Origin of the sequence: Bradyrhizobium sp. 147 (assembly GCF_023073935.1) — a bacterium.
In the GTDB taxonomy this organism is placed as follows: domain Bacteria; phylum Pseudomonadota; class Alphaproteobacteria; order Rhizobiales; family Xanthobacteraceae; genus Bradyrhizobium.
Genome location: NZ_JADPKL010000051.1, coordinates 1 through 22,150 on the forward strand (window position 1 = coordinate 1; position 22,150 = coordinate 22,150).

General features: G+C 60.3%; 15 protein-coding genes. 5 read left to right on the top strand and 10 right to left on the bottom strand.

Features of this window, described 5'->3' with window-relative positions:
- Positions 1-257: 257 nt before the first annotated feature.
- The 4 genes from IVA87_RS11625 to pgm all read right to left on the bottom strand — a co-directional run bounded on the left by IVA87_RS11625 (position 258) and on the right by pgm (position 4,918).
- Positions 258-1,238 carry a PDR/VanB family oxidoreductase gene (locus tag IVA87_RS11625; RefSeq protein WP_247305623.1) on the bottom strand — a complete coding sequence of 327 codons (981 nt, stop codon included), beginning with the start codon at positions 1,236-1,238 and terminating at the stop codon, positions 258-260.
- A gap of 10 nt (positions 1,239-1,248) precedes the next feature.
- On the bottom strand, positions 1,249-2,001 hold the full coding sequence (locus IVA87_RS11630; RefSeq protein WP_247305620.1) for a GntR family transcriptional regulator: 753 nt from the start codon (positions 1,999-2,001) through the stop codon (positions 1,249-1,251).
- A gap of 5 nt (positions 2,002-2,006) precedes the next feature.
- A complete protein-coding gene (locus IVA87_RS11635; RefSeq protein WP_247305617.1) occupies positions 2,007-3,056 on the bottom strand; it encodes an aromatic ring-hydroxylating dioxygenase subunit alpha in 1,050 nt (349 codons plus the stop codon).
- Positions 3,057-3,271: 215 nt separating this feature from the next.
- On the bottom strand, positions 3,272-4,918 hold the full coding sequence (pgm, locus tag IVA87_RS11640; protein WP_247305613.1) for a phosphoglucomutase (alpha-D-glucose-1,6-bisphosphate-dependent): 1,647 nt from the start codon (positions 4,916-4,918) through the stop codon (positions 3,272-3,274).
- A 133-nt stretch (positions 4,919-5,051) separates the two neighbouring features.
- On the opposite strand from pgm, the gene IVA87_RS11645 reads away from it, so the two are divergent.
- Positions 5,052-5,270, top strand: coding sequence for a hypothetical protein (locus IVA87_RS11645; protein WP_247305610.1), 219 nt, complete (start codon positions 5,052-5,054; stop codon positions 5,268-5,270).
- 7 nt (positions 5,271-5,277) lie between these two features.
- On the opposite strand, the gene IVA87_RS11650 is transcribed toward IVA87_RS11645, so the two are convergent.
- Both IVA87_RS11650 and IVA87_RS11655 read right to left on the bottom strand, forming a co-directional pair.
- Positions 5,278-6,168 carry an aldose 1-epimerase family protein gene (locus IVA87_RS11650; protein WP_247305607.1) on the bottom strand — a complete coding sequence of 297 codons (891 nt, stop codon included), beginning with the start codon at positions 6,166-6,168 and terminating at the stop codon, positions 5,278-5,280.
- A gap of 348 nt (positions 6,169-6,516) precedes the next feature.
- On the bottom strand, positions 6,517-7,812 hold the full coding sequence (locus tag IVA87_RS11655; RefSeq protein WP_247305604.1) for an acyltransferase: 1,296 nt from the start codon (positions 7,810-7,812) through the stop codon (positions 6,517-6,519).
- Positions 7,813-8,063: 251 nt separating this feature from the next.
- On the opposite strand from IVA87_RS11655, the gene IVA87_RS11660 reads away from it, so the two are divergent.
- From IVA87_RS11660 to IVA87_RS11670, 3 genes are all read left to right on the top strand, one after another.
- A complete protein-coding gene (locus IVA87_RS11660) occupies positions 8,064-8,477 on the top strand; it encodes a hypothetical protein (RefSeq protein ID WP_247333604.1) in 414 nt (137 codons plus the stop codon).
- A gap of 329 nt (positions 8,478-8,806) precedes the next feature.
- Positions 8,807-9,097, top strand: a complete 291-nt coding sequence (locus tag IVA87_RS11665; protein WP_130211929.1) for a hypothetical protein — start codon at positions 8,807-8,809, stop codon at positions 9,095-9,097.
- Positions 9,098-9,708: 611 nt separating this feature from the next.
- Positions 9,709-10,872 (top strand): glycosyltransferase family 2 protein, encoded by a 1,164-nt coding sequence (locus tag IVA87_RS11670; protein WP_247333605.1) that lies wholly within the window; start codon positions 9,709-9,711, stop codon positions 10,870-10,872.
- Positions 10,873-10,919: 47 nt separating this feature from the next.
- Here IVA87_RS11670 and IVA87_RS11675 read toward each other — a convergent pair whose 3' ends face one another.
- Entirely contained in the window at positions 10,920-11,378 is a 459-nt protein-coding gene (locus tag IVA87_RS11675) for a DCC1-like thiol-disulfide oxidoreductase family protein (protein ID WP_247305597.1), read from the bottom strand.
- Complete coding sequence (locus tag IVA87_RS11680) at positions 11,368-13,008, bottom strand: hypothetical protein (protein WP_247305594.1); 1,641 nt, start codon at positions 13,006-13,008, stop codon at positions 11,368-11,370. Before IVA87_RS11680 ends, IVA87_RS11675 begins: the two co-directional genes overlap by 11 nt.
- Before the next feature lie 402 nt (positions 13,009-13,410).
- Between IVA87_RS11680 and IVA87_RS11685 the strand changes: the two genes are divergently transcribed.
- A complete protein-coding gene (locus IVA87_RS11685) occupies positions 13,411-14,880 on the top strand; it encodes a lipopolysaccharide biosynthesis protein (RefSeq protein ID WP_247305591.1) in 1,470 nt (489 codons plus the stop codon).
- On the opposite strand, the gene IVA87_RS11690 is transcribed toward IVA87_RS11685, so the two are convergent.
- Together IVA87_RS11690 and IVA87_RS11695 are read right to left on the bottom strand one after the other, a co-directional pair.
- Complete coding sequence (locus IVA87_RS11690) at positions 14,867-20,104, bottom strand: Ig-like domain-containing protein (protein ID WP_247333606.1); 5,238 nt, start codon at positions 20,102-20,104, stop codon at positions 14,867-14,869. The genes IVA87_RS11685 and IVA87_RS11690 overlap by 14 nt on opposite strands.
- A 230-nt stretch (positions 20,105-20,334) precedes the next feature.
- Entirely contained in the window at positions 20,335-22,119 is a 1,785-nt protein-coding gene (locus IVA87_RS11695) for an ABC transporter ATP-binding protein (RefSeq protein WP_247305584.1), read from the bottom strand.
- Positions 22,120-22,150: the final 31 nt, after the last annotated feature.

Genomic DNA, 22,150 nt, shown 5'->3' on the forward strand with positions numbered 1-22,150 from the left:
CTCCGCATCCGACCCCCTCCATGCTCTGGGAGTCGTCTTCAGAATCTCTCTTGCTCTCCAATGCAATAGGCCAGAGAAATCCATATGCGATTCCCCTGCGCTTGCGGGGGAGGATTGGGGAGGGTGTCTCCACAGAGGGACTTCCCCAGAGGAGAGAACCCTCACCCGCGGCTTCGGCGCGACCTCTCCCGCACGCGGGAGAGGTGGTGTCCGTGGCTCCGTCCATTCCGCCAAAACAGATCTCGCTGGACGCTATTTCAGATCGCGTCCGCCCGCAGCAGTGTATCCACGGTGATCGTGCCCCTCGCGCGGGAGACGCAGGCACAGATCTTCTGGTTGCTTTGCTTCTGCTGGTCGCTGAAGAAAACGTCGCGATGGTCGATGTCGCCGTCGACCGCGACCACGTCGATGGCGCACAGGCCGCATTCGCCGCGCTTGCAATCATACATCACGTCGTGGCCGCTGGCGTTGAGCACGTCCAGCATCGAGCGTTCGCGCGGAATTTCGAGCTCGACATTTGAGTCCTTCAGACGCACCCGGAACGTCTCGGTCGGCAGCGTGCCGCTGGAGCCAAAGGTCTCGTAGCGGAGATCCGGAAGCGGATGGCCGGCGCCGATCCAGGCATGGCGCGCGGCATCGAGCATGCGCATCGGGCCGCAGAACAGCGCGAGCGCGCCCTTGGGCGCCGACGCGAACAGGGCGTCGAGATCGAGCCGGTGGCCTTCGTCGCTGGCATGAACGACCAGGCGATCGCCGAGCAGCGCGGCGAGATCATCGAGATAGGCGGCTTCGGCGCGCGAGCGCACCGCATAATGCAGCGTGACGTCAGCCCCGCGCCGCGCCAGCGCCTGTGCGGCGCCGAGGATCGGGGTGATGCCGATGCCACCGGCGATCAGGCAATAGTTTTCCCGCGTCCAGTCCACCGCAAGCAGCGAGGCGGGCTGGGTGATGTCGAGCCGTGCGCCTGGCTGCAATGACCACATATAGCGCGAGCCGCCTCGGGAATCATCAGCGCGGCGCACCGCGATCTTGAAACCAGCCGAGGTGGCTTCGCCGACCAGCGAATAGGACCGCGTCTCCGGCAGGCCGTCGATGGTGACGCTGACATTGATGTGGCTGCCGACCGGATAGGCGGCGCCATCGAACTGATCCGGCCGGATCAGGAATTCGCGGATGCTCGGTGCGAGATCGCGGGTCGAGACGAGCGTTGCCGGTATCCAGGTTTCGATGAAGCGCATGGCTGTGCCCTCAATCGGTTGCGGTCTTGATCAGCGCGAGCGCCGGCAAGAGGTCGAGATGGGTCCGGTTGCGCAGCGCGAGCCGCAGGTTGCGCACCGCGAGCCGCGCATGCTCGCGCATGACGGCCTCGGCGCGCGCGCCTTCGCGATTCTCGATCGCGTCAATCACGACGCGATGATGCTCCTGCCCGATGATGAGGATCTGCTGCGCCTCGGGCAGCGCCGATTGCGCCATCACGAAGCCGCTGGGCGAGGCGAACGGCAGCGCGGAGGCGCGGTCGATCTGGCGAATCAACGGCGGGCTGCGCGACAATTCCGTGAGCAGCGCATGAAAGCGCGCGTTCAGCGTGACATAGGACGAGAAGGAATCGACCGAGATCGGCACCTGGCGCAGCAATTCGTCGATGGCGGCGAGGCACTCCTTCAGCGGCTCGAGCTCGCGCGCGGAGACGCCGCGCTCGGCGGCGAAACGTGCGGCGAGGCCTTCCAGCGTGCCGCGCAGCTCGATGGAGTCGGAGATGTCGCGCTCCGAGAACGCCTTCACCATGAAGCCGCCGGACGGGATCGCCTCCAAGAGGCCCTCCTCCTCCAGTCGCACCAGCGCCATGCGCACCGGCGTGCGCGAGGCGCCGGTGGTCTCCACCGCCTGGAGTTCGGAGATGCGCTCGCCCGGACGCAACGACCCTGACAGGATCTGGTCGCGCAGCGCGAGCTGCGCCTTCACGGTCTGCGAGACGGAGCGGTCGACCTCACGTTCGGCCATGTCGGCTATTCCGCGGCCTGGAGATGCTGCGGCGCGTTTTCCTTCGCCACCATGCGATCGATCAGCTTGCGCGTCCACATCGCGCCCGCATCGATGTTGAGGTTGTAGAAGATACGATCCGGGTTCTCGTCCATCGCGCGCTGCTGCGCTTCGAGGATCAGCTCGTCCTCGTGAAAGATGCCGGAGACGCCCTCGCGGATTTCGCTGGTGATGCGCTGCTCACTGATGCGATAGTTGCGCACGAACGCCCAGAAATAATGGCAGGTCTTCTCGGTCTCCGGCGTGATGGTGTTGAGCACGAAACCGTTGACGCCCTGCGAGCGGTCGCCTTCCGGCGCGCCGGTGCCGGTCGGCGCCACGCCGACGTCGATGGCGATGGTGCACGGGGCTTCGAAGCGGATGATCTGCCAGCGGTCGACGAGACCGGGCTTGCCGAGTTGCTTGGCCCAGAACGGCGGCGGCTCGATGCCGCGCATCCAGCGCGTCACGGTCACCGTCTTCTCGCCATGGGTGACGTCGAACGGCGCCTCAGCCACCGCATCGTTACCGATGGAGGAGCCGTGCACAAAAGTTTCGTGGGTGAGATCCATGAGATTGTCGAGCACGAGGCGGTAGTCGCATTTGACATGGATGGTCTTGCCGTCGCCGGCCCAGGCCGGATCGTGATTCCAGTGCATGTCCGGAACCAGCGCGGGATCGGCCAGCGAGGGATCGCCCATCCAGAGCCAGATGTAGCGGTGACGCTCGACCACGGGATAAGCGCGGACACAGGCGGACGGATTGATGGTCTCCTGCGAGGGCATGAAGGTGCAGCGCCCTTGCGCGTTGTACTTCAGGCCGTGATAGCCGCAGATGACGGTGTCGCCTTCGAGCCGTCCCTTGGACAGCGGCACCAGGCGATGCCAGCAGGCATCCTCCAGCGCGGCCACCGAGCCGTCGGCCTTGCGGTACATCACGACATGCTTGCCGCAGATCGTCCGCGGCAACAGCGCCGGCTTCACCTCGGCATCCCATGCCGCAGCGTACCAGGCGTTCATCGGGAACGGCTTTGTCATCGGTCTCACTCCCACGGCTCATGAATACGTTATGTATACACTAGCAGGAGCTTAGATGGATTCAAGGCGAATTAAGGCACTACTATCATACCTATATCTCGACGATTGTATACATCGCGCATGTTTTTTTGGGTTTGCAGGAATGTCTGGGCGCGATCCTCTTACTTCCCCTGGAGGGCCCTCCAAGGGACGTAAGAGAGGCTTGCGCCCGGCGGCTACGTCTCGAACACCCTCGCCAGGCCGGCCCTAGCCTCCTCCTGAATCCGCGTCAGGTGCTCGGTGCTGCGGAAGCTCTCGGCGTAGATCTTGTAGACGTCCTCCGTCCCCGACGGCCTTGCTGCGAACCAGCCGAAATCGGTCTCGACCTTGATGCCACCGAACGGCTGGCTGTTGCCGGGCGCCTTGCTCAGGGTGGCCCGGACGGGGTCGCCGGCGAGATCTTTCAGGCCAAGTTGCTCGGGGGTGACCGATTTCAGGATGGTCTTCTGCGGCCCCGTGGCCGCGACGTCGGTACGCGCGTAATGGGGCACGCCGAACTCGGCGGTGAGGTCGCCAAAGAGCTGGCTGGGGTCACGGCCGGTCCTGGCCATGATCTCGGCAGCAAGCAGACCAAGAATGACGCCGTCCTTGTCGGTGGTCCAGACCGTGCCGTCCCGGCGCAGGAACGAGGCCCCCGCGCTCTCCTCGCCGCCGAAGCCGAAGCCGCCGGTGAGGAGGCCGTCGACGAACCATTTGAAGCCGACCGGCGTCTCGATCAGCTTGCGGCCGAGCTTTTTCGCAACGCGATCGATAATCGAGCTCGACACCACGGTCTTGCCGATCGCGGCATCCTTGCCCCAGTCCGGACGGTGCGTGAACAGATAGGAGATCGCGGTCGCAAGATAATGGTTTGGATTCATCAGGCCGCCGGTGCGCGTCACGATGCCGTGGCGATCGGCGTCGGTGTCGTTGGCAAAGGCGACGTCGAAGCGGTCGCGCATCCCGATCAGGCTCGCCATCGCATAAGGCGAGGAGCAGTCCATACGAATCTTGCCGTCCCAGTCCACCGTCATGAAGCGGAAGGTCGGATCGATCGCCTCGTTCACGACGGTGGCCTTGAGGCCGTAGCGCTCGATGATCGGATGCCAGTAATGCACGGCGGCACCGCCGAGCGGATCGATGCCGATCGTGACGCCGGCGGACTTGACCAGGTCGAGATCGACGACATTGCCGAGATCGGCAACATAAGGTGTGATGAAGTCGTAGGCGTGGACTTTCGAAGACTTGCGCGCCTTGGCGTAGTCGACGCGCTTCACGCTCCTGAGGGCCTCGGCGAGATAAGCATTGGCGCGCTTCTCGACCACGCCGGTGACGTCGGTGTCGGCGGGGCCGCCATGCGGCGGGTTGTATTTGTAGCCGCCGTCTTCCGGGGGATTGTGCGAGGGCGTGATCACGACGCCATCGGCGAGGCCGCCCGTACGCCCCTTGTTGTAGGTCAGGATCGCGTGCGAGATCACCGGCGTCGGCGTGTAGCCGCCATCCTTGTCGATCATGACATCGACATCGTTGGCCGCGAACACCTCGACGGCGCTCGTGAGGGCGGGCTCTGCCAGCGCATGGGTATCGATGCCGATGAAGAGCGGGCCCGTCAGCCCCTTTTCTCGCCGGTAATCACAAATCGCCTGCGTGGTCGCGACGATGTGGCCCTCGTTGAAGGTGTTCTTGAACGAGGTGCCGCGATGACCCGAGGTGCCGAACGCGACCCGTTGCGCGGGGTCGGCCGCGTCGGGCTTGCCGGCGAAATAGGCGGTCACCAGCCGCGGAATGTTGGTGAGCGCGTCCGGCGAGGCCTGCTTGCCCGCCGCGGGATCAACATTAGCCACTGAAATACCTCGTCCTGTCGCACGCGATCGCGGGATACAATAGCACCGACCGGCACCCCGCCAAGGGCACAACACGCGCGAGGGAGGGGGCGTTCCTTCCGCCGGCTGCGCCTCACATTCGAGTGTCGTTCTGGTGAAACCGGCCCGTAGCACGAGGCTTGCGAAATTCACGATTGCCTGCGGCGATACGGTCGGAAAGGTCGCGGCCAAGGCCGGCGTCAAGAAGCTCGCGCTGACCCATCACCGGCCGCGCACCGACGATACCATGCTGAACGCGCTGCTCGACGATGTCCGGCGGGATTACTCGGGTCCTGTCGTACTCGGTGAGGACCTCACGCGCATCGAGCTCTGAGGCGTTCTCAGGACGATCCGACCTCGATCCGGAACGACAAGCACTCTTGCGCACCCGGCGCGATATGCATCAGGCCGGGCTTCTCGGTGAACTCGCCGTCGAAGCCGGTGGGGCTGGCATGGCCGCGCCAGGGCTCGATGCAGAGGAACGGCGCGCCCGACGGTTTCGACCAGATGCCGAGTTCGCGAAAGCCGCGCCAGGACATTTTCAGCCAGGGCCCGGTTGCTGCGCCCTGCCCCGCGGCATAGTGGACCGAATTGCTCTCAATGCGGTCGAAGATGATGGCGTCATCCACGAACAGGGATTCGGACAGGGGCAGCGCTCTATTCTTGACCGGGCTCGGCTCGGTTGCTGCGCGCAGCAAGCCGCCGTCGAGACGGCGGACGGGAGCCGATTCCGCGTTCGCAAAGGTCAGCGCATAGCTCTCCTTCGCGTGCCCGGCTTGGAGCGGCCAGTTGAAGGCGGGATGGCCGCCGAGCGAAGCCGGCAATGTCTCCTTGCCGGTGTTGGCGATCGTGAACGTCAGATCAAGGCCGGAATCGTCGATCGCATAGGCAGCGGTGAGCCGGAATGCGAACGGATAGAGCGCGCGCGTCGCCTCGCTGTCTTCGAGCACCAGCGTGCAGCGGCCCTCGCCGCGTTCTGTCCACACGAAACGGCTGTCGCGCGCAAAGCCGTGCTGGGTCATGCGATAGGTCTTGCCCCGGTGCCGCAATTCATCGTTGGCGAGGCGCCCGACGATCGGAAACAGCAGCGGCGCATGGCGCGGCCATTGCGGCCCCGCCTGCCAGACGAATTCGATGCCGCCGGCGTCCATGAGCGAGCACAGTTCGGCGCCATGCGCCTTGACGGTCGCGCTGAGCCGGCCGCTTCGAAGGGTATGGGCATCATCGCTCATGTGCGACATCTACACCGCGACCTCATATGCAGCAAGGCGGCGCCGGCAGAGGTGTGACGGTCATCGATGGCGCTTGCTTGCGCAGAGCGTTGAAATGTAAAAGAAAATTTGGGTTCGTTCTGTGGACCATCGCTCGACAGCGCGGCGACGCGCAGCAACTCGCATGATCAGCGCCTGGGTTGTCACGCCGTCGGACCTTCAGAGCCGTCGCGCTAGGCGGGATACAAAAGTAAGCCGCCAAGGTCCGCAACGCCCTCGACTTTGCCACAGGACTGAGGCGCAGCCGCGAACTCGAGCACCGAACATACCTTTGACCCGCAGTCCCAGATGTCCCAGCAGGGAGTCCTCTTAGGACGATGCGACCGGTTTAGACTCAGCACGACGGGATACCCCAGCGCCGGTGAGCTCGTCGGAATTGGAGTTGCGCAACAGGAACAACGACCTCCAGTCCCCCTGATGCCCAAATTCGATATAGCGATAGCTCAGCGCACTTAGCAGGATCGTTATTGCAAGATACGGAAATGAAAGTCGAAGCGTGTCTTGGAGCGGAGACGTATCGGGCGGGATCATTTCAACCATGATGATCGAATGCCACGCATAGATGCTGTAGCACATGCATCCGACGATTTGAATGGGCCATGCCTCGAACAAGCGATTTGCGGACCATGCCCCGCACAACACCGCCAGCAGCACCATGGAAAACCCGGCGCAAAAGATCGTGGCGTAGAGAATGCTCACAGCCCAGGGGCCGTTATCCTTGAGATATATGGCGGCGATCATCAGCAGCAGTCCGGGCAGCAGCCCCCGCGACTGAAATCTCCTGAGTGAAACGCTGTCCCTGGACTTGACGTAGAGATCGCAAACCAACATTCCGAAAATGAACTGGTAACACGACCCAAATATTCCGCCCACAAACGGGCGAAACATCCCAACCCGATCCACCGCGATAAGATGCCCAGCCATCACAAAAGCTGAGCAGATGACGACGCTCAACAGCAACAGCCTTCGAAGGCCGAAGCGCGCGATCAGAAGAATCAGCAGCGGAAATAAAAGGCTGAACCAGATTTCAACGCCTACGGACCACAATACGGGATTGGAGGGAGGCATAAACCCGTGCGGCACAAAAATGAAGAGCGTAGATAGCAGTCCGCCGAGCTCCAGATACCACGCGTGCGACCCTGCGGGCGACTTGGCATGGAGTGCAACCGTCACGAGGACAACCGTATAGTAAAGTGGAAGCAACCGGGCTGCGCGATGCCAATAGAAATGCGCGAAGTCGGCGAGCCGATCGATGGCCCGCTTCTTGGTGCGATAGGGCAGGTACAGAACGAATCCAGAGAGCACAAAAAAGATATTTACGCCCAAGAAGCCGTGCTTTGCGACAATGGCCAAGAGACCATTCGGATCAAGTTCGCCGGGAAACGCCGGCGCGCTGGATGTAAACGGAACAAGCAAGTGAAAGAGGATCACCATCAGGATGGCGAGTCCGCGAAAACCGTTGACCGCCCCGATCTTCTGCGCGCGACTACCGGCTATGATGGTGGAACCTGGGGATTGTAACGACAAGACGGCGATCTCGGTATTCTGGTTGCCTGTTGCGATGCTCGCTACGTTGAGCGACCTCTCAATCGATGGCTGTCGCATCACTCTCGACGCGTGCGATGCCAAACCGGGGGCGCGTTAACCAGCAACTTGGCGCCTCGGCGGATCACAGCGAATATCTCGTATCGCGAACACCTCACCCCTCGTTGGAAGCGATCCTCAGGCGAGCGCAGCCCCACCCGGACACGCCGAACGACGTGCCTTCAAATCGTCAATTACGGCATCTATCAACTACGGGATATGGACGGTAGCAGGTTAACTCTGAGGCAGAATTATGAGTGGGCGCGTATAGTTTGATGGTTGGGCTCCTCATCATATTTGTTCTGCTCGCGATTGGCTTCGCGGCCGGCTACGGCACGCGTGAGCTGATCTCTCGTAAGCGGCACGCCGAGTACCTGAACTTGCAGCCCTACGTTTCGCCCGAGCTCAGAACCAGGCGACCATCTTCGGATGAAAGCACCAGGACGCGATACGCCACACCTCAACCCACAATGACTGAGCAGACGAACTATGACATGCCTCAGTCGCTTAAACCCGTATCCATTCGGGAGCCGAAGCCAGCGAAATCCGCGCCTGCCGGCGCAAGCTTGCGTCTGATCGAGCCGCATTCCTCTGAGCCCGATACCGGATCTTTGCAGTCCGTGGACATTGAGCAGAGCCTCGAAGAACTCGTCGGGCTCCTGCTGCGTAAAAAGCAGGGGGGCTAGGACCGGTCGCCTCCGGAGGCGCCTTGGTCACAAGCCTCTTGCCGCATTCGCGAATCCGCCTGTTGCCGAGGTCGAGCACACCGGGGGGAAAGTAAACCCCTGGAACCGAAAAGCACCAAGTTGTCAGCAGGAGAACTCCGGAATCCAGGGGATCGCGCCGACGACCGAGCACGTTCCAGAACAGAGCCGCCCGCCCGCGGCGCGGCGGCAGCCGCACCAATGACTGGCGACGGCCGTGCAAAAGTGGTATGTTTTTAGCGGCTCTGTGGCTACAATACGGCCCGTCATGCGTCCGGAACATCTCTGGTGCAAGAGCAGGAGGGCAGATTTTGGTCGTGCTGATGATCGCAAGCGCCGTGGCGGGTGTTCTTCTGGGGCGTTTTCTTCGCGCATACGCTCTTATTCCCGCAACGATGCTGATCCTGGTTGCAGCGTGGTATTTGGGCCTTGAGCAGGGTTTCGCCACGGGCGCGATAGCCTTCGTCGCCAGCGCGGTAATTTTGCAAGTCGTCTATTGCGCGAGCCTGCTGATCTATCTGCTCATCGCGAACCTCTCGGTGCTCGACCAGGTGCAGTCGGAGGCATCACCGCAGATGCCTGAATCGCAAATCGCAGTCTAGTCAGCCCCCTATCATGAGCGGCCAGCGAGAATGTTGTCGCATGGTCGTACATTGTTACATCCTTCTGTAGAAGCTCCGCACCTGCTTAATTGCCATGCAGTTCATCCCGCGGGGCCGCATTCCCGCCGGTGTGCTTGTGAGCGCTTCATTTACGCGGCATGATCCCGTGCACGCGTTCTGCTCCGCAGAAACCGTTGGCCGCAGCTCTAATCTGCTCAATGGCTCGAAAGATCTCCTGCACCAAATTGAATACGCGTGGCGGAGGCTTCTTCTTTGACTTTGATTTCGGCTCCTTGAAACTTCCGCGGAATAGCTGTGTTGCACAAAGCCGACCGGGCAAAATGCTTTTGCACGACACGACGCGCGACAAGCTGGAGCGACACATCAAGTATGCTCAAGACGTTTGGGAATGAATGGCAATGCAATCAATTTGGAACCGACGCGACGCCGGCCGATATTCCTCTTGCAAAGAAGAAGCGCCCATTTGTAGCTCGCCACGCACTTATGAGGCTAGATCAACCCGCTGAGACAATGTGACCGTCCATAGCACCTATATTCGCCGTCTTTATCGTAGATAATGCAGATGTGATCGGTTGGCTGGAAAATCTAAAATGGAATTGCCGGCGAGAGCAGCGGCGGGCGGCAATGGCGCGCAGAACGCGTTACAAGAGTCGATCGTAAGGGGTCAAGCGGCTGTCGCACTTTTGACGCCAACGCGATCACGGACCAAGCAGCGCCCCGATCCGGTCATTCACCGGGTTGATACCCGGCCCCTCGACTTCGGCGTCGATGAGATCGTAGCTGTCGGCAAGCTCCGCAACGAGATGCTGCGATTACCCGATTTCCTGCGCCATCATCGCCGGCTCGGAGTCGGACGTTTCCTCGCGATCGATGACCGTTCAGACGACGGCACGCGAGCATTCCTGCTCGATCAGCCGGATGTTCACGTGTTCGAGATTCGGGAGCCTTTTGCAGAATCAAGTGGTGGTGCGCGTTGGACCAGCGCCGTGCTCGACCAATTCGCGCCAGGACGGTGGGCGCTGACGCTCGACGCAGACGAACTCTTCGTCTACCCCGGCTGCGAACGTTTTGATCTTCGATGGTTGTGCCGTTATCTGGAGAGCACCGGCGCTGATTGCATGACCGCGGAAATGGTCGATATGTATCCACGCCGGCTCGGCGGTCCGGAGCGCTACCATGCCGGCGAGAGCCTCATCGCTTTCTCCCCCTACTTCGATTCCGACACCTATGTGAAGCGCCGTCGGCGCGGCTTTCCGACCAACTACCTGGTGGGTGGTGCGCGAGCGAGGCTGTTTTATGACGAACCGATGCCGCCAAAGATCGCTCTTTACGACGCACTTGTACAGTTGCTTGAGCCATACGGGCTGGCGCGGCTGCTGCCTGCAGTTAACATAACGCGCTGGCAGCCACCGCTGCTCACTAAAGTGCCGCTCGCGCGATGGTCGCCCGGCCGTCGCTATATCGCCGCCGGTCACCTGATGGCCCCAGCAGGCAAGGCAGGCGATGTCACAGGCGCCCTGCTCCATTTCAAATTTCTTCACGACTTCACCGATAAGGTCGCAATCGCGGTCCGTGAGGGGAACTACTATCTCGGCTCGGTCGAGTATCAACGCTACGCGGAGCGGCTCGATCAGAATCCGTCATTCGAGCTCATCTATCCCAATAGCCTGATCTACCAATCATCAGACGATCTTGTCCGTTGCGGTCTGATGCGTCTCTCCCCGGCCTACCAGGCCGCGACGCGACAACCCTGACACCGCTTCCTGAACACAGGAGGCGCGCTGGAGCCTTCCTCCAATCGTCACCGGACCCCGTCGTTGTGCTTGATGTGTTCGTCGGAAGGACCGACCGGTATCTGCTGTTCTGGAGCATTGATTTCATCGATCAGCTTGCGGCCGAGAAGCCGAAGGAGAAGCTTCCTTCCGCGCACCAGCACTGGATAAATTGCCCTTGCGAGGCGGGTCCGGGAGAACACGAGCCGATTGAGGCGATTGAAGACGGTCGCCTCCCCGGCAAGCGTTGCCAGCAGATGCATTGCAGCGGCCCCATAGTAGTGCCGCCCACGCCAGCGAACCACCATGCCTTCATTGAGATCGAGGTTGCGCGCGCGGATATCGCGCACGATTGGATGCTCCGAACGCGCGTCGATCAGGTGAATGCGCTGCCCACGCTCCCGCAACTGGTACAGCAGAACATAGCGGCTGCATAACGGGCATTCGCCGTCATAGACCACCCAGATATCGTCATCACTATGGGTCAATTCGATAGTCCGTTCGCTTCCGAACGTCGCGCACAAGCTTGCCCTCCGCCAGGCCGAGGCATACTGAGTCCACCACATAGTGATAGGCGACAATATCGTCCATGGTCAGCTTGTTGAATTCGCCGTACAGCCATGGATTGGACAGCATGTGGTGCGGATAGGCATAAAAACTGTTGTTATCCTTCACCCAGGGATAGACACGGAAAAAGCGATCCGTCTCGCGGACCATTTTTTCCACGGCCTCCATGGCTACGCCTGTGTCCTGACGCGGAAGGATCTCCGGGCCGCAGGTGGTCGCGTCGTGCCAAGTCGCAAGATCGTGGTTGTTGCCGCCAACGCGAGCCCGGAAATGATTCTCAGGGATGTACATGGTTCCGGTCCCGATCATGTACGAGTAGATGCCGAAATACGTGGAAGGCGCGAGAACCTGGCGACCATCGCGGGTCTCGACGAAAAGCCGCGGGCTTGCCAGCTTCGGCCCGTCCAGCCATCCAAGGTAATTGGTGTAGAAGAAGAACCGGCCACAAATGACGGTCACGACCATCACAACCTTCATCGCCGGGGTGAACCCATCACGCGGCAGGGTGCGTGCCGCGGCTACGATGAACAGGTTGAGCGCAATCCAGAAGAAGAACAGAGCCCCCAGTGTGAAGTACACGCCGATGTGGAAGATGTCGAACAGCAGGCAGAAAAACGACAGCGCGCGCGTCGAGATCGCAGCCAAGGGCGATAGGAGCTGGGCAGCCAGCACGAACACGTTGAAGATCAGCTGGTTGCTCACGATCGCGTCCCAGATCGTCTGCAACGCGCCAGGCCATAGGCCGAGCGGGGCGTCGCCGCGTTCGAGACCCATCAGGATTGAGGTTTGCGTGGGATTTGCGAGCAGCCAGGTCCATGGCTTCTCGCCACCGGCCTGCAGCTTTGCGATTCCCGACCAGAAATAGCTGCCGAGATGCGCCCCGACGGCGCACGCCCAAATCAAGCCATAGGCGCGATCGCGAAGCTGCTTCACGTTGTCTGCAGAAGCGAACAGAGTTCGCAGCCACGGCACGCGATCCATCACCCAGGCGCTGGTGAGGACGATCGTGCCGAGCACGCCAAGGACGGCGAAGTTACCGACGTCGAGCATCCCGAGATAATCGGTCTCGGTCACGAAGATGCCGGACACGACGCTCACCATTTCGCGCCATGCATGATAAAAATAGAACAGCGGCACCAGAAATGAAGGACGCCAGATCGCGGCTATTCCTGCCACAACCGCAAGCACTGCACCGTAGCGGAAGAACAGAATTTTGTCGCTCGAACCGAACAGGATGTTGGGGGGCCCTGCGAAAGGGCCCAATGAATCGAACAGCAACTGCACGAAAATCGTCATTCCGATCGCGAGCGCGGTGATACGCAATGGCGGCGAGAAATCACGGTAGCGAATGGAGCTGAAGGCGAGCGCGCCGGCAAATGCCAAGCAAACCAGCACCAAAGCGTAAATGTCAGACCAGCGCGCGAGGTGCGTGACGGCCCGCCGCGAAATCGCAGAAAGAATGACGGCTACTGCAAGAAGGAAGAGAGGTCCCGCGAGCGACGAGACGCTAGACCGCGCTCCTTGCTGTGATGCAACGGTATACAACGCCATCCCGTCTGGGACCTCCGGAGCTTCGCCCAACCGAACATTATAGAATCACTAGCCATCTGCAAGCATCGCAAGCGCAGCTCGTCCTTCTCCCGGTGCGAGTGCCAACGAAATCATCCCGCGGGAACCTCAACACTGCGAATTGAATATGACAAACTGCGGGCATTGATGTGACCACAAGTGTCCACGTCGACATTGGTGACGGTCAGACCATCGTTTGAAAACAGTTTCGACCCAGCCCGCTGATCCCACATCGCTCGATCACGTCTTCCGTTCATGTCAGGGCCAAGCTAAAAGCCGGAGACGATCGGAACCGCCATCGTTCAGCGCACTGGATTTCCCGAGGCACTTGTTGGCAGGCGCAAGACCGCGCAAGAAACTGTTTGAGATCGCAGGGTGAGCTCGTTGGACAAAGACAGCAAGTCACGGGCCGTAACCAACATCCTCATAACGGGCGGATCCCAGGCCTGGAAACTCTCGGCCGGTTTTGTCTTGACGATATTCTCGACGCGAAATCTTGCCCCGTCCGACTTCGGCGTGCTGGCCATGTCTGCGACCGCTGCAACGTTCCTCGGACTCCTCAAGGACGTCGGCGTTGGACAGGCCATCATTCAACGCACGGAGATCGCCAAGGGTCAGATCGATGCGCTGTTCTGGCTGTCGGTGCTCGCTTCCGCGGCATCTGCTCTCGTTCTGGCGTTGAGCGCGCATCCAGTTGCGCTGTTTTACGACGATACGAGGCTTCAACAGCTCATGATCGCAATTGCCGGCCTAAGCTTCATTGCCGGCCTTGCGACCGTTCCGGCGGCGCTACTTGCCAGAGAGTCCCGGTTCAAGGCTCTGGCAATCCTGGATGTCGCCGCGACAACCGCTTCCGTTGTCGCGGGGATCGTCGCCGTAATCATCTTGAGAGACTTTTGGGCACTTTATCTGTCCACGCTCGTTCTCACGCTCATTTCGACAGTCGGGATCTGGGCCTATTCTGGCTATCGCCCTGGATATCCCCATCTGGACAGCGAGACGCGACACATGGCGCGATTTGGCCTGCACGTGTCAGGGTTCAATCTGGTCAACTATCTCTCGAGAAATGCGGACAACATTCTCATCGGCAAATTTCGAGGCGGCGACGAACTCGGACTGTACGATCGGGCCTATAAGCTGTTGCTGCTGCCGATCGTCCAATTACATAACCCTATCGGCCAGGTGATTGTCCCGCTGCTTTCGCGACATCGTTTCGATAAGGAGAGATATCTGAGCACCTACAACGATGCCCTGTCCATGGTTATGCTCATATGTCAGCCGGGCATCGTCTTCGCCATCCTGCTCTCGGAGCCGCTCTTCAGAGTTCTCCTCGGCGAGCATTGGGTGGGTGCAGCCCCGATTTTTTCCTGGCTTGGCGTTGCGGGCTTGATCCAGGTCGCGACCGCGACGGCAGCTTGGTTGTTCCTCAGTGAAGGCCGTGGCCAGGAGTATTTCAGGCTCGGCGTTTGGACCGCCCTGATCAACGTGACCTCATTCGTCGCCGGTCTTCCCTGGGGCGCGCTTGGAATCGCCGCAGCGTATACGCTGGTGAACTGCACCGTCGTGCTGCCGCTTTATGCGATATCGATCGGTCGTCATGGCCCTGTGACGGCAAGGAACCTGATCAAGACGACTGTCCCGCATTGGATCGGTTGTGCAGTTGCGGCGACCGTCACAAGGATTTCGATCATCTCATTGCTGGATGGAAACTCATTCGCTGGGCTGGTTACGCTGCTGGCGCTTGCCTATGCATCATATCTCCTCGCCATGTCCTTCTTCGCGCAGAAACGGGCACTTGCGAAACGCGTATTGCGCAACGTCTTTCGAAAGGCAAAGACCTTCAGCGAACGATGAAGCCATGCAATTCCGCCAGATGAATATCGACCGGGGCGACCGCGTGAACGGCGTCGACCTGATGAAAGCCTGAATCAACATCTGGGGAAGTGATCGCCGCGAGGAGCACTGCCTTGGCAGATTCGCGAGACGCCTCGTTGACCAAGTCATATGCATTGGAGGTAGCGGACTGCTCGAACACGAACCCGCCATCTTCCAGGCCCGCGAGGCCGACGGCCGGTGCGGTCGCAGGAGGCTGTAACGAGGCAACCGCCGACAAATCAACGCTGGTTTTCGGAGGATCGATCACCAGCGTGCCGCCCATTCCGTCGCTCGAGAGGTTGAAGGTCGATCTGGTGTAGTCACCAACAAGCGAAATATTTGCCGTGTGATTCTGGGCATCGACCACGGTCAACGTACCGCCGGCTGTGTTGCCGGAAAAGGACGCCGACGTCCCCGCTCCGTACGCGATGTCCTTCAGATCGATATGGTTGGAATTGAACGCGGTGCCGTCACCCGTCAGACCGATGAGCGTTCCCGTAAATTGCGACGCGTGGTCCAACACCAGATTGCCGGTCGACGTCTTGAAGGTGATCGACCCCGAAGCGGCGCCGGACAGTTCGAGCGTGGCGCCGGGGTCGACCGTCGCGGCCTGTGACATATTGCCCAGATTCAATACGACATTTCCGGAGATCTTGAGGATGGTCGATGACGTATTGATTACACCATCGCCATTGAGATCCTGATAAAAAGTCGTCTCGACCGCTTTAAGAGCAGGGTCGATTGGGGACACCTTGTTCAGGAGGTTCGATACATAGTTGCCATTGCTGTCCGTGGTCCACACACAGAGTTCGCCGGTGGCCGGAATCTTCCAGGCCACATCATAGCCGCTGGTCGTTTGCTCCACACCCACCGGCGTCCAAGCGCCGAACTGTCCCGACACAACCGCTACGCCACCGTACTTCAAGGTCGGCCCCACGCCGCTGGTCATCGCGTCGAGCAAGTAATTCGAGCCGACCAGAACCAGGCTGGTTGAGCCGGACGCCTCGATTGTCGTGCCTGAAACCTTCTGGGGCGTTGGTGGAAGACCAATCAGGCCATCACCGTTGAGATCCTGGTGAAAGAGGGTCTCGCTCGACTCAAGAGCCGGGTCGGTGCCGGACACCTTGTTCAGATAGTTGGATACGAAATTGCCGTTGCTGTCGGTGCTCCAGACCGCGAACTGACCGGTCGAGGGGATCTTCCACGCGACGAGATAGCCGTTCGACGACGCTTCCGCAGCTACTGGCACCCACGAGCCAAGCTGCCCCGCGACAACCGCCGTTCCGCCATTCTTCAAGATCACCGATGAGCTGGCCGTCGAAAGGTAGAAGTTACTTCCCGACTTGATAAGCGATGTCGTTCCGGCCGCTTCGATCACCGTACCGACGGCGGAGCTGAAAGCATTCGAAACCTGGCTCAAATTTCCGGCGATGTCGGTGGCGGTGGCGGTGAAGCTGTGTTGCCCTGCCGTGAGCGATCCGGTGGTGACGCTCCAGGCCCCACTCGTCGCCGCGACGCCCGTGCCGAGCAAGGTCGCGCCCTCGTACAGCCGGACAGTGCTTCCGGCTTCTGCCGTGCCGGACACGATTATTGCGCTAGAAGCTCCAGGTGCGCCCGAGGTCAGGATAGGTGCAACCGGGGCACGCGTGTCGACCGTGACATTCAACGCACCGGAGGAAGCGCTGACGTTGCCGGCGGCGTCGGCAGTCTTGCCGGTAAACGTGTGATTACCGTCCGCCAACGTTGCGGTGGCAATGGACCATGCTCCGCTGGTATCGGCGATCGCGGTTCCGATCATCGTCGCGCCGTCGAAGACCTGCACCGTGCTCCCGGCGTCCGCGGTTCCAGTCAAATTCACGTGGTTGACATTGGTGACGCCATCGCCGGCAACGTTGCTGTCTGGCGAGAACGACGCGAGCTTGGGCACGTTCGGGGCGACCGTATCGATGGTGACATTCACCCCGGCTGAGAGCGCGGTGAGATTGCCGACGCCGTCCATCGCTGCGGCGGCAAAGGTGTGGCCGCCTTCGGCCAGCAATGCGGTCGCCATGCTCCAGCTACCATTGCCATCGGCTATCGCCGTGCCGATCTGAGTTGTCCCGTCGAAAACCTTGACGGTCACACCTGCCTGCGCGCGACCCGTGAGGACCAGATGATTTGTATTGATCAGGCCCGATACGATCGAGCCGCTGTCGTTGACCGCCGAGATCGTCGGCACGGCGATAGATGTCATCGCCATCGGCGAATTCGTCGCGGAAACGAATGAATAGTCGGCCGACGTCAAGCTGGTGACGCCCGCAATGCGCAGCGTATCTGCTCCACCCGCGTAGCGAACGGTCCACACGTCGTTCACATGGGTCAAATAGGCGCCGCTGTCGTAACCTTTCAGAATCAGCTTGTCGTGTTCGGCGGTCGCGCTCGTGAAGACGTGGAAATCCGCGATCGTATCGTTGCCGCTGCCTGCAGAGTGAATGAACGTATCGTTCCCGGATCCTCCAGAGAGCCAGTCATTCCCGCCGGCGCCATCCAGGACGTCGTCACCGCTCGAGCCGACCATACGGTTTGCCAATTGGTTACCGACGCCCGCGAGCCCGCCCATCATCAACGTCAGGTTTTCGACGTTCGCCGTCAGCGTGTACGACGTCCACGCCTCCACGCTGTCAATGCCGCCGCCGGGATTCTCGACGATTTTCTGGTTCGCGCTTCCGATGACGTAGGTATCGTCGCCGTTCCCCCCGACGAGCGTGTCATCGCTATTGACCGCCGAGAGCTTGTCGTTCGCCGCGGTGCCGTACACCATGCGGCTGCTCGCCTTCCCGCTAATCCATGACGTGATCGTCCCGCCGACCGGGAGCGTTGCTGGCAATTGGAAATCGTCGCTGGTGAATGCCGAGACCGTCGTGTTGCGGAAAACCAAGGTGTCCTGGCTGGTCAACTTCAGATAGACGTCGCTTCCGACCTGGGTCATCGCCGCCTGCACGTCGGCGAACGAGGCGAAGGCAAAGCCGTTGAGCTGGACGACGTCGTGAGCGGCGCCCGATCCCGGAGAAAAGTCGGTGATGATGTCCGAACCATCGCCGGAGTTGAATACGAAAGTATCCATACCGCCGCCGCCGGTCAGGATATCATTGCCGAGCCCGCCGGTGATCACGTTAGACGCGGAATTTCCGATGATGATGTTGGATTGAATATTTCCGGTGGCGTTGATGGCCGCCGAACCGGTGAGCGTCAGATTCTCGACGTAGCTTGAAAGCGTATACGTCACCGAGGAGCTTACCGTGTCGATGCCTCCGCCATAGGCCTCGACAATCTTCGCACCGGAATCGGTCACGACATAAGTGTCATCGCCGGCGCCGCCAGTCATGACATCCGCGCCTCCTGCACCACCGATCAGGTCATTGCCGGACGTGCCGGTCAGCGTATCTACAGCTGCGCTTCCCACGATCGTGTTGGTCGACCCGCCACTCGTGAGCAGGGTGTAGTTCGCAAGCGTGTACTCCGGCAATTGATAGGCTTTGATTGAATCGATGGTCATCGTCGCCGTCGATCCTGGAGCGGCGTTGCCCGGCCAGCTCCCGCCCATCGCTAGGTTGGCGATCATGTACATCGCCGTATTCATGTCGGCGGGCGTGGCCTGCTGCGCGACCTCCTTCCCGTCCACGAAAAACGTCAGGTCGTAGGGCGTCCATTTGAGCGCAAACGTGTGTTCTCCGGTGGTCAGGTTGGCCGTATTGGCCCAACCCCCATTGGTCGCGGGCGCGTAGGGTGAGTGAATGGCCCAATGCGCCTGGTCAGGATCCTGACCAAATGCTTCGAGCACATCGATTTCCGTGTTGAGGTTATTGGCAGTGCTGGGCAGCATCCAGAACGCCGGCCACGCGCCGCTTGTGCTGGGCAGCGTGGCCGTCATCTCGAAATAGCCGTAGGTCTGGGTAAAGCTGTTCTGGGTCGAGATCATGCCCGACGAGAAAATGGCGCTGCCTGTATAAGGCGTGGCGCTCGCAGGCAAGGGCTGTGCCGTGATGACAAGGTGGCCGTCGTGAATCGAGAACGGATTAAGCCCAAGCGACGTTGACGCCTGAGTTGCCGGCAGCCCGGAAAAGCTGGGATCGACATACACTTCCTGTTCGCCGGCCAGCCCGTAGCTTGCCGCTCCGCTCCAGGCATAACTCGTGCGCCAGGTCAGGCTGGGATCCTGCCCCGCGGACAGCGTGTTGAAGTCGTCGTTGAAGGTCTGGACCAATCCGGTCAGGGGACTGACGATGTTTATATTGCCGGCCGTGAGATTCTGGAGGCTGGTGTTTTCAAGCGTTATCGTTTCGCCGCCAGCGATTGTCAGGACAAGGTCTGTGCCCACCTGCTTCATGGCCGCCGTGACATCGGCGAACGTCTTGAAGCCGGTGTTGTTGAGCTGCAGGATGTCCCCGCCCGCACCCGCCTGAAAGTCGGTGACGATGTCGTTGCCGTTGCCCGCTCTCACGACAAAGGTGTCGCGACCGGCCCCACCGGTCAGCACATCGTTCCCCCGTCCGCCGTCGATCATGTTGTCGCCGGCATTGCCGATAATGATGTTGTTGAGATCATTGCCGGTGGCGGGAGATGGAACGCTATCTGTCAGGACAAGGTTTTCGACGTTCGGCGCATTGACAAGGCTGTATCCGTTGATGTTCCAGACGCGGATCGTATCGATACCCTCTCCGGCCTGCTCGACCACCTTAGTGTTGTGGTCATAGACATAGTAGGTGTCGTCCCCTGCTCCGCCGATCAGCGTGACGCCCGTGCCGCCGGCCTCCATGCCATCATTTGTCGCTCCGGTCACCAGCGTGCCGCCCGCAGGGACGGTACCCGCCCAATTCCATGCCGTTCCGCTCGCTGGCAGCGGATTGTCCAGCGCGACATTGCTTGCAACCAAGGTCGAAAGCGCGACATTCTGCAGCGTCAGAGTTTCGCTCGACGACAGCGTTACAACCGTATCGGAGCCCACTTGGGTGGCCGCTGCCAGGAAACTGGCGAACGTCGCAAAGCCGTAGTTCTGCAATCGCAACACATCGCCGCCGAAGCCCGCCTGAAAATCAGTGACGGTATCGAAGCCATAGCCCTTCGAGACCACGAAAGTGTCGCTGCCTGCTCCTCCGGTCAGAACATCATTTCCGGTACCGCCAAACAGAACGTCAGCACCGGCGCTTCCAGTGATAATGGTCATGATGGATTGCGTGCTCCTTTTAGGTGGCACACAACTATGCACGCGTTCAAAAGAGCCTTATGGATTCGACGCAATTTGACGCATGCCGAGAGAATCAGCTGACGGCTGGAGATTTCTGCGGAGACACCGTAATGCTACGGGCTCATGTGAAGTCCGCGCTGCTTGCATCAAGCAGGCTCAGTGCAGGGCCCGTCATTCATCGGGTGAGCGCCGAACACGCCAGGTTCCGATTAAGGAACCGTATTCCGCATTCGATAAGTGAGCACATCATCTTGCGAAGTTCCTGCTACCCACGCTCCTCGACTCGCCAGGACCTTGGGGGGAGGGCCCTCAGCGCGAACGCGGCCGTTTTCAATGCACACCACGTGGTCCGCATCACGCACTGAATCCAGGCGATGTGTTATCAGCAACAAGGTTCGGTTCTTGAATTGTAGCTGGATCGCGCGTCGAATGCTGTCCTCGAGTGTCAAATCGAGCGCGCTCATCGCTTCGTCGAGGATGAGGAACTTCGGATTGCGCACAATCGCTCGTGCAAGACCAAGACGCTGCCGCTGACCGCCCGAGAAGCGCAGGCCATGCTGTCCTATCCAGGTGTCGTATTTGTCCGGTAAGGCCTCGACGACCTCTGAAATGCCTGCGACCCGCAGCGCCTGCCGAACCTCTTCCTCGGAGGCGTCATTCTTGGCCATCCGAACGTTCTCGATCACCGTGCCTTCGACCAGGTCGACATCCTGGCCCGCAATCGCGAGCATGCCGAGCCAATCGGTTCGACGAACGTCTTCGATGGATCGCCCATCAACCCGTATGACACCCTCGTTGGCCGAATAGAGTCGCAACAACAGATTTACGATCGTGGTCTTGCCCGCTCCACTGGCTCCGATGAGCGCAGTGGTCTTCCCCGCAGGAATGTCAAACGAAGCATCCAAAAGAGCGGGCTCGGTGCCGGCATCATAGCGGAATGTCACGTTGCGAAATGAGATGCCGTTCTCCAGTTTAGCCACGGCAACGTGCCCGGCGTTCGGGTACTCCTTGTCATCTATCGACAGCATATGTCTGATGGACCGAAGCTGCGGCTCGATCTGCGCCATATACAGCAAGTTCCCTTCCAGATCTCGCATATGCGGCTGCAATCGATAGAGCAACGCGACCGCGGTCAGGCTCGTCGCGAAGCCGATTCCCCATAAATCAGCGAACGCGACGACGAGAAACAGCACGACAAGATACCCCACCTCCGTCAGAGGCGAGACCAGGGCGGATAGGCGCGCAAGGCGCAGCGCGACTTGTCGGGCCTGCGTCGAAGCCTGCTCGAAGCGTTTCTGGTGAATCTCCTCCTGGCCATACGCGCGGATCGTGCGCATACCCTGGAGTGTCATCAGCATATGCTCACCCAGCTTTTGATGAACCAGCTTTACGCCGGCACCCAACTGCTGCATGGGCAACGAAAGATGGCGCAATCCGGCCGATACAATCATCAAGGCGACCAGGGCGAGGACCGTGACCTTGATCGAGAGCGCCAACAGAAAGGACGCGAAGAGAAAAACCGAACACGAACTCACGATAATGCGGGTAAGACTGGCGTATGCTCCGGAGATCACCCAAGTCTCGGTTCCCAACACCTCCATGAGATATGCTTCATCATGGCGTTGGAAAAACGAATACGAAGTTGACAGATACTGCAGATGGACACGGTTGCGCGCGATTTCATTGATCTTCTCTCCAACACGCGCACTGATTAGTGTGTTGATAAAGGAAAGGGCACCGCGAGCAATGATGAGAAGGAGCAGCACGACAGCAGTTTCGGTCGAGCTGTGAAACCAGTTCGCCGCATATCGGAGCGCTTCGCCTAGGAGGCCACTGGTCGACGTTGCAAGTTCCACCTGACCCATGGCGAAATAGAAGAACAGGAGCACGAGAGTAATCCCGACCGTCTCCGCCAACGATGTCGCGAGGCCAAGCACAATCAGCGCGGGGGTCACCCAACCGGGCAGTGGAGCAAGCTTGAGCAGCTTGAACAATTCGACCAATGCAGCGTGGCGAGCAGCTCTC

Bases quoted from the DNA above. Each gene is read 5' to 3' on its own strand.
- IVA87_RS11625 (WP_247305623.1), bottom strand. From the start codon at position 1,238: ATGCGCTTCATCGAAACCTGGATACCGGCAACGCTCGTCTCGACCCGC.
- IVA87_RS11630 (WP_247305620.1), bottom strand. From the start codon at position 2,001: ATGGCCGAACGTGAGGTCGACCGCTCCGTCTCGCAGACCGTGAAGGCG.
- IVA87_RS11635 (WP_247305617.1), bottom strand. From the start codon at position 3,056: ATGACAAAGCCGTTCCCGATGAACGCCTGGTACGCTGCGGCATGGGAT.
- IVA87_RS11650 (WP_247305607.1), bottom strand. From the start codon at position 6,168: ATGAGCGATGATGCCCATACCCTTCGAAGCGGCCGGCTCAGCGCGACC.
- IVA87_RS11655 (WP_247305604.1), bottom strand. From the start codon at position 7,812: ATGCGACAGCCATCGATTGAGAGGTCGCTCAACGTAGCGAGCATCGCA.
- IVA87_RS11670 (WP_247333605.1), top strand. From the start codon at position 9,709: ATGGAATTGCCGGCGAGAGCAGCGGCGGGCGGCAATGGCGCGCAGAAC.
- IVA87_RS11680 (WP_247305594.1), bottom strand. From the start codon at position 13,008: ATGGCGTTGTATACCGTTGCATCACAGCAAGGAGCGCGGTCTAGCGTC.
- IVA87_RS11690 (WP_247333606.1), bottom strand. From the start codon at position 20,104: ATGACCATTATCACTGGAAGCGCCGGTGCTGACGTTCTGTTTGGCGGT.